This window comes from Xanthomonas sp. D-99 (genome assembly GCF_017746145.1).
Taxonomy (GTDB): Bacteria; Pseudomonadota; Gammaproteobacteria; order Xanthomonadales; family Xanthomonadaceae; genus Xanthomonas; species Xanthomonas cissicola.
Genome location: NZ_JAGHWU010000016.1, coordinates 140,145 through 154,444, shown reverse-complemented (window position 1 = coordinate 154,444; position 14,300 = coordinate 140,145). Strand labels below are relative to the sequence as shown.

At 65.9% G+C, this 14,300-nt stretch carries 9 protein-coding genes; 5 read left to right on the top strand and 4 right to left on the bottom strand.

Going from position 1 to position 14,300, the window contains the following annotated elements:
• The first annotated feature begins 38 nt into the window (after positions 1–38).
• Complete coding sequence (gene rsfS / locus J7360_RS07770; protein WP_005912943.1) at positions 39–452, top strand: ribosome silencing factor; 414 nt, start codon at positions 39–41, stop codon at positions 450–452.
• A 156-nt stretch (positions 453–608) separates the two neighbouring features.
• Here rsfS and J7360_RS07765 read toward each other — a convergent pair whose 3' ends face one another.
• Complete coding sequence (locus J7360_RS07765) at positions 609–2,144, bottom strand: alkaline phosphatase PhoX (RefSeq protein ID WP_209033603.1); 1,536 nt, start codon at positions 2,142–2,144, stop codon at positions 609–611.
• A gap of 121 nt (positions 2,145–2,265) precedes the next feature.
• Between J7360_RS07765 and rlmH the strand changes: the two genes are divergently transcribed.
• Positions 2,266–2,736, top strand: coding sequence for a 23S rRNA (pseudouridine(1915)-N(3))-methyltransferase RlmH (gene rlmH, locus J7360_RS07760; protein WP_003486825.1), 471 nt, complete (start codon positions 2,266–2,268; stop codon positions 2,734–2,736).
• A 76-nt stretch (positions 2,737–2,812) separates the two neighbouring features.
• On the opposite strand, the gene J7360_RS07755 is transcribed toward rlmH, so the two are convergent.
• From J7360_RS07755 to J7360_RS07745, 3 genes are all read right to left on the bottom strand, one after another.
• Positions 2,813–3,490: an energy transducer TonB gene (locus J7360_RS07755; RefSeq protein WP_057659858.1), complete on the bottom strand. Its 678-nt coding sequence runs from the start codon at positions 3,488–3,490 to the stop codon at positions 2,813–2,815.
• A 310-nt stretch (positions 3,491–3,800) separates the two neighbouring features.
• On the bottom strand, positions 3,801–6,911 hold the full coding sequence (locus J7360_RS07750; protein ID WP_209033601.1) for a TonB-dependent receptor: 3,111 nt from the start codon (positions 6,909–6,911) through the stop codon (positions 3,801–3,803).
• Between the two features lie 346 nt (positions 6,912–7,257).
• The gene (locus J7360_RS07745; RefSeq protein WP_007964795.1) at positions 7,258–7,992 is read right to left on the bottom strand and encodes an SIMPL domain-containing protein; all 735 of its coding nucleotides are present in this window, start codon (positions 7,990–7,992) and stop codon (positions 7,258–7,260) included.
• A gap of 138 nt (positions 7,993–8,130) precedes the next feature.
• Here J7360_RS07745 and J7360_RS07740 point away from each other — a divergent pair, with 138 nt between their 5' ends.
• The 3 genes from J7360_RS07740 to J7360_RS07730 all read left to right on the top strand — a co-directional run bounded on the left by J7360_RS07740 (position 8,131) and on the right by J7360_RS07730 (position 14,285).
• Positions 8,131–8,703 carry a Maf-like protein gene (locus tag J7360_RS07740; RefSeq protein WP_209033599.1) on the top strand — a complete coding sequence of 191 codons (573 nt, stop codon included), beginning with the start codon at positions 8,131–8,133 and terminating at the stop codon, positions 8,701–8,703.
• Entirely contained in the window at positions 8,704–10,203 is a 1,500-nt protein-coding gene (rng, locus tag J7360_RS07735; protein ID WP_007972600.1) for a ribonuclease G, read from the top strand.
• Between the two features lie 161 nt (positions 10,204–10,364).
• Positions 10,365–14,285: a YhdP family protein gene (locus J7360_RS07730; RefSeq protein ID WP_209033597.1), complete on the top strand. Its 3,921-nt coding sequence runs from the start codon at positions 10,365–10,367 to the stop codon at positions 14,283–14,285.
• The last annotated feature ends 15 nt before the right edge of the window (positions 14,286–14,300 follow it).

Here is a 14,300-nt window from a genome sequence, read left to right as displayed (position 1 = left end):
CGGCCTATAATTCACGCCAATTCCATCGAGTTGCCGCTTTGACCAGCCAAGCCCAAGTCATCAAGACCTCCCTTCCGAACCCGCCGCCGTCCGTGCCGGCCCTGTTGGCTACCGTGCGCGAGGCTGTCGAAGAACTCAAAGCCAAGGACGTGGTCGAGATCGATGTGCGCGGCAAGTCCAGCGTCTGCGACTACATGGTGGTGGTCTCGGGCACCTCGACCCGCCACGTCAAGTCGATCGCTGACGAAGTGGTCAAGTTCGCCAAGCGTCTGGACGTGATGCCGCTGGGCGTGGAAGGCGAGCGCGAAGCCGAATGGGTGCTGGTCGACCTGGGCGATGTGGTGGTGCATGTGATGCTGCCGCGCGTGCGCGAGTTCTATGCACTGGAGCGTCTGTGGACCGTGGGCGATCAACGCCCGTCCGACGAAGACGAGTCCGACGAACTGCGCTGAGTCTGCGCAGGTGCGCCGTAGGCGTGCAGAGACAATAACGGCGCCCTTGGGCGCCGTTGTCGTTTGGGGCGTACGCTGCGCAATCGGCCGGCGTCATGCATTCCCTGCCACGCGCTGTTTGGGGCATGCGCACCGCCGGCGCGTAGCGCCACGCACTTACAGCGGTCCGCGTTCCCACGGCCCGGTGATGGCCAGGGTGATGCCCGGCGTCTGGATGTTGACGAACAAGGTGCGCGCCAACGGGTCCCAGCACGCGCCGCAGAACTCGGTGTCGCGGTAGTCGCCTTCGGCAATGGTCTTGCCGGCATCGGCAATCTGCTGTGAGGTCAGCTGCACATTGTTCTTGGCCAGATAGAACGACTCGCCGTTGCGCGTCAGGCCGAGCAGACGCGCGCCGGGGCCGTACTCGTCCGGGCTTTCGCCGCCGTCTTCGCACAACACCACGCCGCCGCGCGCACTCACCGTCACGTTGTCCGGATTGTGCGCGGCCAGCTGATTGCCGCTGACGAACAGCGCGCTCAGGCGTTGGGTAAACAGGTCCAGCACCCACACCGCACCGTTGCCGTAACCGCGGCGACCCTGCGCATCCACGCCGGTGCTGGTGTCGACGATGAACATCTTGCCGTAGCTGTACCAGATGCCTTCGCCGCGGCTCATGCGCAGCGCGCCATCGGCCCAGGCCTGTGCGAACGGGCCGCTCAGGGTGTCGTTGGCGCCGATGTCGGCAAAGCCGGTTGGTGCGGCGATGCTGTCCAGGTCGGGGTCGGAGACATCCACCCATTCGAGCTGGAATTGCTGGCCGATGCTGGCCACGGTGAGGTCGGCATTGCGGCGCCCGCGCACGCGCGCGGCCTGCAGCCGGCCGTCGTTTTCCAGTGAACCATGACGGCCGCGGCGGTCGTTGGGAATGAAGCGATACAGGCCGGCCTTGTTGCGGTCGTCTTCGGTGAGATAGACGATGCCGGTGCGCGGATCGACCGCCACCGCTTCGTGGCTGAAACGGCCAAGTCCCACCAGCGGGCGGCCGGTGGTGCGGTGGCTGTCCGGGTCCACCTCGAACACATAGCCATGCTTGCGGCCGGTGCTGGAGACCGCATTGGTCTTGATCTCTTCGCAGCTCAGCCAGGTGCCCCATGGCGTAGGGCCGCCGGCGCAGTTGACCAGCGTGCCGCCCAGGCTCGGCTCCAGGCTGCCCCAGCCGCGCCGGCCATAACTCAGGGTGGTGGTACCGCCGCCGGCCTGCTGGGTGCCGCTGAGGGTGCCGGTGTCGTACATCGCCGGGGCGCGGAACGCGCTGCCCGCGCCGCGTTCGTGGTTGCGGATCAGCACATATTCCAGGCCGCGCAGCGGGTCGCTACCGGGACGCCAGTCGGGTCGGCGCAGGCCGACCACGGCCATGCCGTCATGCCGGTCGGGGCAGGGCTGGCCGTCGTCCATGCGGTCGCCGCTCCAGCCGAACGAGCGATAGCTGAAACCCTGTGGCAGCTGCAGCAGCGGCAAACCGGTGCTCTGGTCGGCGACCGGGGCGAGTGGGCCGTACCGGCTCGGGACCGGTGCAAGTTGCGTGGAGTGCGAGGTGGCGGCCTGGGCCTGGCGCGACTGCAACGCGCTCAAGCTGCCAAGGGCGCCGGCGGCCATGACGGCAGCACTGCCCTTGAGAACCTGGCGGCGGGCGGGATCGAAAATCGGCATCGAACGACTCCTGCGTGGCTGGGTGGTCGGGCGACACTAATTGCCAGCTGTAACCACACCATGACACGCAGTGACAAATGGCCGCGGACTGCCCGGGCTGTGACGCGGATATCATGTCGCCATGAAATGCCGACTCATCGCCACCGGCGAGCGCGCACCGAGCTGGGTGGCGCAAGGTTTTGCCGAATATCAAAAACGTCTTTCGCACTGGATGCCGCTGGAGCTGGTCGAGATCGAACCCGGCCTGCGCGGCAAGGGCCGCGATGCGCAGCGCGCGACCGACGACGAAGGCCGCCGCGTGCTCGCTGCGCTGCCGAAAAATGCCTATGTGGTGGCGCTTGATGTGCCGGGGCGCCCGCTCAGTTCCGAACAGCTTGCCCAGCGCATGGAGCATTGGCGCGGGCAGGGCCGCGACCTGGCGTTTCTCATCGGCGGCCCGGAAGGCCATGCGGCGGAGGTGCTGAAGAGCGCCAGCGAAAGCTGGTCGATCGGCCCGCTCACCCTGCCGCACATGCTGGTGCGCCTGATCGTCGCCGAGCAGCTGTATCGCGCCGCGGCGATGCTGGCCAACCATCCGTATCACCGCGCATAAGCGCGGCTAACGAACCGTGTGTGCAGAGCCATAGCGATGCGGCGGCTGCGGTTGCAGGCCGCCGCATCCGGTCCGCTCAATTCAGCGAGAAACTCACCGGCACCAGACCATAGGCCTGCACGGCCTGACCGTTCTGCATCGCCGGCTGGAAGCGCCAGTTGCGCAGCACCTGGCTACGCGCGGCCAGGTCGAGCATGCGATGACCACTGCTGGTCTGCACGCTGACTTCGGCCGGACGCCCATCGGTGCCGACCAGTACGCGCAGCAGGACCGTGCCCTGCTGACCTGCGCGCAGTGCGGCCGTCGGATAGCTCGGCGCTGGCGAACTCAGATACTGCAATTGGCCTGCTTCGATCGGTCCACTGGGGTCGGTGGTGGTAGTCGGGGTACTGTCTGCAACGACGTCGGAGACCGTTGCGGCAACGGCAGACGGTGCGCTGTCGACCAGGGATGTTTCAGTGACCATCGGAGTCTGTACCGGCGCCTGGAGCGTCTTGGTCGGTGAATGCGTTTTCGGCGTGAACGTGACTTCGACTGGAAACGCCAGCGGGGGTGGTGGCGTCGGGATGCTGACCGGCATGAGCCAGCGCTCTTTTGGCGCGGTCTGCTGTGGAATGGCCCGGTGCGAGAGCGGAATCAACAACAACCCGCCCGCCAGGAGGTGCAATGCCACGGCCGTGCTCATCGCCAGAACGCGCGAGGGGTCGATGCCAAGGGGACGGGAAGAAACCTGCGATTGCGTGCGAACCATCATCCACCTCCAGAACGGAACTGCGGAAAGGACCAGCGCGACCCGGATGCACATCACCGTCCGGTGGCGTAGGTTTACCGCAGCGATAGCGACCGCACAAGCGCCACGCAAGATTGCGTGCTTGCGCCGAACCGTCAACGCGGCACGCGTCATCCTTGTGATGCTCGGCGATACCTCGCCGCTCACGTGTGTCGCATGGGTCAGCCGCGGCAATCGTCCGCGCAAACGAAACGCCCAGCCGAAGCTGGGCGTGGATGCAAGAAAAGCCCAGCCCTTTGCAGGGCTGGGGAAACGACGCTGACGGGAGAGTGCGTCAGTAGTCGTACGACACGGAGAACATGGCGTAACGCGGCTGGGTGAAATAAAGCCCCATTCCGTAGGTATTGGACAGCGTGAAGGCACTATCCTCCCAGGTCGAATCCACCTGCAGCGGCTTGCGCTCGTTGAAGATGTTGAAGGCCTGCAAGGTCATGGCGAGCTTGTTGTCCGCGAACGCCGGGCGATAGGTCAGGCCCAGGTCGACGATCTTGGTCCACGGCAATCGGCCGGCATCGCCTGGACGCGACGGTTGGCCATTGCAGGTGTGGTACGAAGAACCATAGCCCACCGGATCGCCGGCATCGGAATCTTCGCTGATGCCGTTGATGCTCACATATCCCAGGCAGGATTTCGGGGTGCCGGACAGGATGCGGATATTGCCCGCGATCAGCCATTCGGGTGCGATCTGATAGGAGCCGTAAAGCTTGATCTGATGGCGGCGATCGTTGGCCAGATACCCGCCCGAGTACCACATCAGCGCAGCAGCGTCCCAATCCTGGGTCTTGGACACATCGGTCTGCCCGATATCGGATTTCACCTGGCCCTCGGTATTGCCGAAGTTGCGCGACCAGGTGTAATCGATACGGCCTTCCCACTTACCGTCGAATGGATGCTGCAGGAACAGGTCCACCGCCAGGTACGTGCGCTTGGCCTTCTTGTCGAAGCCCCAGTCCGAGGGCGACATCGTCACCGAGGTGCGGCCCGAGCCGTCGAGATTGGCGAGGCTGAAGGAATTGGTTTCGCCGGGATTGAAGATGATGCAACCAGGCACGTTGACGGTGCTCGGGTCCACGCCCGATGCCGTCAACTTTGTCCGCATGCGGTCCGCATCGCAGACGTCGTCGATGGTGGCGCCGAGCGTGCGGTAGGTAGCCTTGGCGCCGGTGACCCAACTCTCGCCCAGGGTCTTGTCGAAGCCGAGCATGAACTCGTCCTGGTACATCGACTTCAGGTCGGTGGCGGCGATGCCGGCCGCATCCGGTGCCTGGCCGCATTCCAGATTGGACGACACGATGTTGCCCGAACAGGAGAACCCGGCCGATGGATCCACTGCGACCGGCGTCAGCCCGGTCGGGCTGCCTTGCGCATCGATGCCGGAGTAGGTGAAGTATTCGCGCGTGAAAGTGGACGGCGATGCGCCACGGATGGCCACGCTGTTGGGCAACGCCAGGTAATAGCGACCTGCGTTGCCGTAGACCTTCAGCGACGAGTCGCCGAACACATCCCAGCTCAGTCCCAGGCGTGGCGCCCATTGGTCGCCACTGGTCACGTAAGCCTCGCCCACATCGTTGAAGTTGGTGAACTTGTCGTTGCGGATACCCAATGTCAGCAGCAGCTTGTCGTTGACTTGCCACTTGTCCTCGAGGAAGTAAGCCTTCTGCGCGACTGACATGCTGGTCGCCGTATTGAACACCGAGCGATACACGTAATAGCCGTTGCCACCTGCCGGACCCACGCCCAGCGCAGCGCTGATGGGCGAGGTGGGGCGGGAAGAGCGGCCATAGATCCAGCGGTAGCCTGGCCCCGTGGTGATGACGCCCTCGTTGTCGGCATTGAAATACATGTTGTCCACACCTGCGGTCAGGGTGTGGCTGCCCAGCACGTACTCCAGATCGATGCGCAGGCCGCGCGTCTTGTTTTCGCCGTCGCGTGCCTGGCTGGAGGTCTGGTTGTTGCGGATCTCGCTGCCACCGGTGATGGCCGGGTCCTGCAGATTGGTGTTGGTCAGCAGCGGTGCGGTGCTGGGGTTGTTGCGGAAGTCGGTCTGGCGGCTCTTGCCGTAAGTGGCGCTCAGTGTCAGATCGTCGGTGATATAGCTGGTGTACTTGCCGATGTAGTAGCGGTCGTTGACCTTGACCGTATCGGCGAATGCGCCGTTGGCGTCGCTGACAACGTCCGGGTATCCGTTGAAATCGGTATAAGCACCGCCTTCGCGAGAATTGTTCTTGACGCCGGTCAGTTCGAGAATATTGCTGTCGTTGATGTTCCAGTCGATCTTGGCGTAGACCTTCGGCTCATCGATGCGATAGTTGTTGCGGCCGATGACCGGGTCGTCCCGGCGTGCAGTGGAAACGCCTTCGGTGCGTTCCTGCTCTGCGGCAACGAACACGAACAGGCGGTCTTCGACCAGCGGGCCGCCGGCGTAGACGCTGTAGACCGTGTTCCAGAAGGTGTCGTCCTTTCGGCTGCGGTAAAGCGTGCCGGGCAGGCTTTCATCGCTGTACTCATAGCCGGCAGGCGGTGCGGTATCGGGGTAGAAGACATTTTTGTAGTCGCTGGACAGCGACTTCGGACGCCACAAGGCCTGCGCGCCAAAATGCCAATCGTTGGTGCCACGCTTGCCGACCTGGCTGAGCACGCCCCCGGCCGAGCGGCCGTAGCGGGCGCTATAGCCGCCGGTATAAGTTTCCTGCTGATCGATGGCACCAAACGGCAGGGTGATCCCGCCGATGTTGGTCAGCGGATTGGAGCTGAGATAGCCATTGAGGTAGTAGGCGTTTTCGGTAACGCCGGCGCCGCCGAAGGAAATGGCGTTGCCGAAATAGCCGCTGCCTTGCACCGCGCCGGGCGACAACAGCGCGATCGCTTCGCCCGAGCGCGCCAGTGGCAGGCGTTGCAATTGCTCGGCCGTGATGACGGTACGTGAAGCAGTGGCGGAGACGTCCACCGGCGAGATGTTCTTGCCGGTCACCGTGATGGTGCCAAGGGTGGCAGTCTCGTCGGACGCATTGCTGCTGCCGAAGGACACATCGGTGCCGGCGCCGACGCGTAGCGCGATGTTCTTGCGGGTCTCGGCGGCCTGGCCTTCGCGCTGCAGGGTGACGGTGTAGGTGCCCACCGGAAGGTTGCCGATGGCATAACGGCCATTGGCATCGACGGTTGCAGTGCGCGTCAAACCGGTGTCGCTCTGCGCGGTGACCGTGGCGCCTGCACTGGCCGGCGCGCTTCCGTAGATGCCGGCGGTAGTGCTTTGCGCGGCCGCGGTGCCGGCGGCGAGCATGCCGACGGCGCCGCTCAGGGCAAGCGCAAGCATGCTGATGCGGCCATAGCGCGCAGGCGACGTGGAACGAAACGGGCGGCGTTGCCGCGCGGCGTGGCTGGTCATCTCTATCGCTCTCCAGATGGGCGCCGTCACGAAGATGACGGTGCGCTGACAATCGATGCTAGAGAGCGGTCGCGCCTGCTTAAAGAATAATTTCGCTAAATTTCATATTTTTTTAAGCACAAACAATCAAAAACGCGTATTCAGGCCAAGTCGTCATGACTCTGGGCACTTGCAGCCAGGCATTTTTTTTGGTTTTTAGGGAAATCTGGCTGGCCGCCAGTCACTGATGATTACCAGCAACTGGCGGCGGCCAGAAGTGAAGCGCGCTCTACCAAGCGTGCAAACGACACTGCCCTCCGAGGAGGGCAGTGCAAACGCAACACGTGGGGCTTGAAGGGCTACCCGGTCAGCGCCCCAGTTCGAACGTCACATCCAGGTTGATCGACAAGGTGCTCTCGCCGGGGGCGACCGGGGTGTCCATCTCGGCCTTGGCCGAGCGCATCGAGGCGGCCATCATCATCGGGCGGACCGCGCCGCCGCTGCGGCCCTCGGAGATGCTGACGATGCGGCGCACCTTCAGCCCAAGCGATTTTGCATAAGTGTCGGCGCGCGCCTGGGCCTTCTTCAGTGCGGCAATGCGGGCTTCGTCGTAGACCGGCTCGGGTTGGTCGATCGAAAAACTGGGGCCGTTGATGTCGTTGGCGCCTTGCGCGACCAGGGCGTCCAGCACCTTGCCCAGGCGCGTGATGTCGCGCACCTTGAGGCTGACCGTGTTGCTGGCCTGGTAGCCGTTGATCCTGGGCGCTTCGTTCTCTTTGTAGGTGTACTGCGGGCTTAGATTGATGCCGCTGGTTTGCACGTCTTTGTCGGCGATGCCGGCGGCCTTGACGGCGGCCATGACCTTGCTCATCTGCTCGGCATTCTGGCGCATGGCGGCATTGCCGTCGGCGGCCTGGGTGACCACCCCGGCAGAGAGCGTGGCGATGTCCGGCACACGCTTGGCCTCGGCCTCGGCCGACACGTTGAGCAGGGTGCCGTCGCTGGGAATGGTATAGCTCGACGCAGGTTGGGCGTGGGCAGTCATGGCGGTTCCGGCAGCGATGGACAGGGCCAGCAACAACGGCTTGAGATGGGTACGCATGAGATCTCCTTGTCTGTGTGGCGAGCGTGTTGGCAGGTCGATGAATATGTTGTGAGTCGAGCACGACCACGCCGTCGGCAACGGTGTGCGCGTTCACCAGGCAAGCGGGCGAGTGCGGGCAACAGGTATGCTGGACGGATGCTCTATCTCGCTTCCCGTTCGCCGCGCCGACAAGAACTCCTGCAACGCCTGGATGTGCCGTTCCAGACATTGCAACTGGATGTGCCCGAGCTGCGCGCAGCCGATGAATCGCCCGACCAGTACGTGCAGCGCGTCGCGTTGGAGAAGGCCCACGCCGGGCTGGCGCTGGTACAGGCCGCCGACCCCGACGCCATCGTGCTGGGTTCCGATACCGAAGTGGTGCTGGGCGAGCGGGTGTTCGGCAAGCCGCTCGATGTGGACGATGCCATCGCCATGCTGCGTGAGTTGTCCGGGCGCACCCACCAGGTGCTCACGGCGGTGGTTCTAGTCTGCGCGCAGCGCGCGCCGGCGCAGGCATTGGTGGTGTCGCAGGTCACCTTCGACACCCTCGATGAGGCGCAGATCGCCGCCTACGTCGCCTGCGGCGAGCCGATGGGCAAGGCCGGCGCCTATGCGATTCAGGGCCGCGCCGAACGCTTCATCCGCCATCTGTCCGGAAGCTATTCCGGCGTGATGGGATTGCCGCTGCACCACACCTCGCAATTGCTCACAGCCTTCGGAGCGCATTAGATGTCGGAAGAGATTTTGGTCAACGTCACCCCGCGCGAGACCCGTGTGGCGGTGATCGAGAACGGCATGCTGCAGGAGTTGCATATCGAGCGCGGCTGGCGGCGGGGGGTGGTGGGCAATATCTACAAGGGCAAGGTGCAGCGGGTGATGCCGGGCATGCAGGCTGCCTTCGTCGAAGTGGGGCTGGAGCGTGCCGCGTTCCTGCACGCCAATGACGTGGTCCGTCTGGCACCGGCGCCGGCCAGCGTGGTCGATACCGAAGAGACCCCGATCCCGCCGCCGCCGCCGGCGTCGGTGCCGATCGTGGAGCTGCTGCGCGACGGCCAGGAGATCGTGGTGCAGGTGGTCAAGGATCCGATCGGCACCAAGGGTGCGCGGTTGACCACGCAGATCAGCATTCCTTCGCGCTATCTGGTGCTGCTGCCGCAGTCCAAGGTCGTTGGGGTGTCGGCGCGCATCGAAGACGAAGCCGAGCGGCTGCGCCTGAAGACCATCGTCAGCGAGGTCTCGGCCCAGCATGGCGGCTTCGGCTACATCATCCGCACCAATGCCGAAGGCCAGCCGGCCGAGGCACTGGCCGAGGACATCGCCTACCTGTCGCGGGTCTGGAACGTGGTGGAGCGCCGCGGCCGCGAAGCGCCGCCGTGCAGCATCATCTACGAAGACCTGAGCCTGCCGCTGCGTGCGGTGCGCGACCTGATCCGCCGCGACGTGGAAAAGGTCAAGGTCGATTCCAACGAGACCTTCGTGCAACTGCAGGCCTTCGTGGCCAAGTACATGCCGGTGCTGGCCGAGCGGCTGGAGCTGTACACCGGCGACCGCCCGATCTTCGACCTGTACGGCGTCGAGGACGAAATCGGGCGCGCGCTGAACAAGCAGGTGCCGCTCAAATCCGGCGGCTATCTGGTGATCGACCAGACCGAGGCGATGACCACCATCGACGTCAATACCGGCTCGTTCGTCGGTCAGCGCAATCTCGAAGAAACCGTCTTCCGCACCAACCTGGAAGCCGCGCAGGCGGTGGCGCGGCAACTGCGCCTGCGCAACCTGGGCGGCATCATCATCATCGACTTCATCGACATGGACGACCCCGAGCACCGCCGGCAGGTGCTGCGCACCTTGGAGAAAGCGCTGGCGCGCGATCACGCCAAGACCACCGTGTACGAGTTCTCGCCGTTGGGCCTGGTGGAGATGACCCGCAAGCGCACCGTCGAAAGCCTGGAGCGCCAGCTCTCGGAAACCTGCGGCCAGTGCGGCGGACGAGGCACCATCAAGACCGCCGAAACGGTGACCTACGAAATCTTCCGCGAGATCACCCGCGCCGTGCGCCAGTTCGATGCCGCGCGCCTGCTGGTGATCGCCTCGTCCAAGGTGGTCGCGCGCATCACCGATGAGGAATCGGCAGCCGTCGCCGAGCTGGAGGAGTTCCTCGGCAAGAGCATCCGCTTCCAGTCCGACGACCAGTATCTGCAGGAGCAGTTCGATGTGGTGTTGCTGTGAGTCGGGGAATCGGGATTCGGGATTCGGGATTCGGGATTCGGGATTCGGGATTTGTAAAAGCCGGCCCCGTCATGATGTGCGGCCAGCAGGAGCGTTGACGTTACCGTGCTCGGACACGCTGTAACCAATCCCGAATCCCCAATGCCCAATCCCCGCTCCTGATGCCCACCCCGCTGCGCCGCCGTCTCCGTCTGTTTCGCCGCTATGCGATCACTGCCTGCGCGCTTGCGCTGGTGGCGGTCGCGTTGCTGGTGGGCGCGGCCAGCCAGGCGCTGCCGTTGGCCGAGGAACATCCGCAGCAGATTGCGCAGTGGCTGAGCCAGCGTGCCGGTCAGCCGATTGCGTTCGATCGGCTGCAAACCGAATGGACCCGGCGCGGTCCGCTGCTGCGGCTGGATGGGTTGCGCATCGGTCCGCACGGCGAGGTGCGCATTGGCCAGGCCGAGGTGCTGCTGGCGATGTACGCCGGGTTGCTGCCGGGCCATTCGCTGACCGAAATACGCCTGCGTGGCCTGGCGCTGACCTTGCAGCGGAGCGACGACGGCGTGTGGTCGGTCCAGGGCATGCCCAGCGGCGGGAACTCCGATCCGCTGGATGCGCTGCGCCGGCTTGGCGAGATCCAGCTGGCCGAAGCGCGCCTGCATGTGGCCGCGCCTTCGATCGGCCTGGACACCACGCTGCCGCGCATCGACCTGCGCCTGCGCGTCAGCGGCTCGACCGTGAAAGTGGGCAGCCGTAGCTGGATCGATCTCAAGCGCGCGCCGCTGACGGCGGTGCTGGAATTCGATCGCGACAGCGGCGACGGCAGCGCCTATGTGCAAGCCGATCCGGCCGACCTGTCCACCTGGGCGTCGTTGCTGCAGTTCGGCGGCATGCGCGTGGATGGCGGTGGGGGGCGCTTGCAGGCCTGGGCGCAACTGCGCGCACGCCGGATCGCTGCGGTGAGCGTGGATGTCGACTTGCAGCAGCTACGCCTGTCCGGGGCCGCGCTGCCGGACGAGACCGCGCGGCGCACGCTCACCTGGGAACGGCTGCAGGCGCGTGCGCGCTGGCAGACCATCGATGGCGGCTGGCGCGTGGACGCGCCGCTACTGCGCCTGGGCCAGGCGGCGCAACTGCAGCACCTGGACGGGCTGAGCATTGCCGGCGGGCGCCGCTACGCGGTGATGGGCAGGCATGTGGATGCCTCGGGCCTGATCGCAGCGGCCGCCCTGAGCGAGCAGTTGTCGCCGGCCTTGCGGCGCTGGCTGAGCCTGTCCAAACCGCAGCTGCGCGTGGCCGACCTGCGGGTCGCCGGCGAGCCGGGCGGCGCACTGCGCGCGCAGGGCCAGATCGAAGAGCTGGGGTTTTTGCCGGTGGGCAATGCGCCTGGCATCAGTGGCCTGCGCGGCACCATCGATGGCGATGCGCAGGGCGTCGAGCTGGACCCCGCACCCGACGCCACGCTGCGTTTCGATTGGCCGACCGGCTTTGGCGTGGTGCACGAGATCCAACTGGCCGGCAAGATCGTCGGCTGGCGCGAAGGCGCTGGCTGGCAGGTCGCCACCCCGGCGCTGCGTGTGCAGGGCAAGGATTACGGCGCCAACGTGCGTGGCGGGCTGTGGTTCCAGGGCGATGGCAGCCGCCCGCGCATGCAGCTGGCGGCCCAGCTGGACGATGTGGCGCTGCCGGTGGCGCGCAAGTTCTGGATCCGCTCCAAGATGAGCCAGGCCGCCATCGACTGGCTCGACATGGCCGTAGCCGGCGGCACCGTCACCGGCGGCACTGGCCTGGTCAGCGGCGATCTGGACGATTGGCCGTTCGACAACAACGACGGGCGCTTCGAAGCGTTCGGGCAGATCCGCGATGGCGTGATCCGCTTCCAGCCGGACTGGCCGGCGATGGAGCAGGTCCAGGCCAACCTGAGCTTCATCGGCAACGGCTTCTCGCTGCACGGGCAGGGTGATCTTGCCGGTACCCCGATCGCGCAGCTGGAAGCGGGCATTCCCAGCTTTGCCACCTCCGAACTCTACGTCCGCGCCTCCACGCAGGCCGATGCGGCGCAATTGCTCGGCATGCTGCGCAAGAGTCCGCTGGAGCGGCGCTATGGCGACACCTTGCGCAATCTCACCGTATCCGGTCCGGCCGCCGTGACCTTCGACCTGCTGCGTCCCTTGCGGACGCATGGCGTCGGTGGGCACCTGCAGGGCACGGTGGCCCTGCAGGGCGCCAGGCTGGCCGACGCGCGTTGGGATCTGGCCTTCGATCAGGTCAGCGGGCAGGCCGAGTATCGCGACACCGGCTTTGCCGCCGAGCGGTTGAGCGTGCAGCACGAAGGCCGCAGCGGCGAATTGTCGTTGCGCGCTGGCGGGTTGGTGCAGGACCCCAAGCAAGCCTTCGAAGCACGTCTTGGCGCCACCCTGGATGCCAAGGAACTGTTCGATCGTGCACCCCAGATGGAATGGCTGCGCCCGTACGTGCATGGCAGTGCGCCCTGGCAGGTGGGCGTGGATGTGCCGCTGCCGCCGCCGGGACAGACCGATGCGAACGCGGTACTGACGCTGCGCTCCAATCTGGTCGGCACCACGCTGGATCTGCCCGCACCGTTGGACAAGGCAGCCAGCGAGCCACTGGACACCCGGGTCAAGGTTGCGCTGCCGCTGGGCGATGGCGACATCGATGTGGGGTTCGGCAAGCTGGTGGCGCTCAAGGCCAGCAGCCATGGCGCGCAGACCGGCGTGCGTGTGGTGATGGGCACCGATACCGTCACCGAACGGCCGCCCGCCAACGGGCTGGTGGTCACTGGCCGCGCCGCGTCGCTGGATGCGATCGACTGGATCAGCCTGGCGCGCGGCAGCAGCGGCGACGCCGACATGCCACCGTTGCCCGGCCAGCCGGCCGTGCCCAGCAAAGACCCGATGCCGTTGCAGCAGGTGGATGTGCAGGCAGACCGGTTGCTGATGATCGGCGGGGTGTTCCCGCAGACGCGTCTGCGTCTGCGCCCCACCCGCGATACCGTGGCGGTGACGCTGGACGGCCCCTCGCTGGCCGGCCAGCTCACCGTTCCAAATGCCGACGGCGCAACGGTGCAGGGCAGGTTGAAGACTGTGCACTGGCAGCCGGTGGAGGCGTCTGCCGAACCGGCAGCGCCCGAACCTGGCGACCCATTGGCAGGCGCGTTGCCGGAGCCCGCGCGTCGTGCAGTGGCCGAATTCGACCCGGTGTCGATCCCCCCGCTGGCATTGGATATCGACGATCTGCAGATCGGCAAGATGACTTTCGGCGCGGCCAGCCTGCGCAGCAGCCGGCTCACCGATGGCATGCAGGTGGATCAGCTGCAGCTGCGCTCGGACGATCAGAACATCGGCCTCACCGGGGCCTGGCGCGGCAAGGGCGAGGCGGCCAGCACGCGCCTGTCGGCGCGCGTGGACAGCCGCAACCTGGGCAATCTGCTGCAGAACCTCACCCTGGGCGGCCAACTGCGCGGCGGCGAAGGGCAACTGGAGCTCAACGCCGGCTGGCAGGGCTCACCAACCGGTTTCGCGCTCGGGTCGCTGGACGGCAACCTCAAGGTCGATGTGCGCAACGGCCAGTTGCTGGAAGTGGACCCGGGCGCCGGCCGCGTGCTTGGCCTGCTGAGCGTGGCGCAGCTGCCGCGCCGGTTGATGTTCGACTTCCGCGATTTCTTCTCCAAGGGTCTGGCCTTCAACAAGCTGGCCGGCGAGGTGCGCTTCGGCGAGGGCTTCGCGCGCACCGATGCCATCCGCATCGAAGGCCCGGCTGCCGACATCGCGATCCGCGGCCAGACCGACCTGCGCGCGCAGACCTTCGACCAGACCGTGGACGTGAACCCCAAGGCCGGCAACCTGCTGACGGTGGTCGGCGCAGTGGCCGGTGGCCCGGTGGGTGCCGCCGTCGGCGCAGCGGCCAACGCAGTGCTCGGCAAACCGCTCGGTGCCATCGGTGCCAAGACCTATCACGTCACCGGGCCGTGGAAAGACCCGCAGGTGGACGTGGTGGAGCGCGAGGCGCGCGAGCGGCCGCCGAGCAAACCGGCCGCACCCTCCGGCAAGTCCGGCAAGACCGATCCGACGCAGCGCTGACGGAGTCCGTCGGCC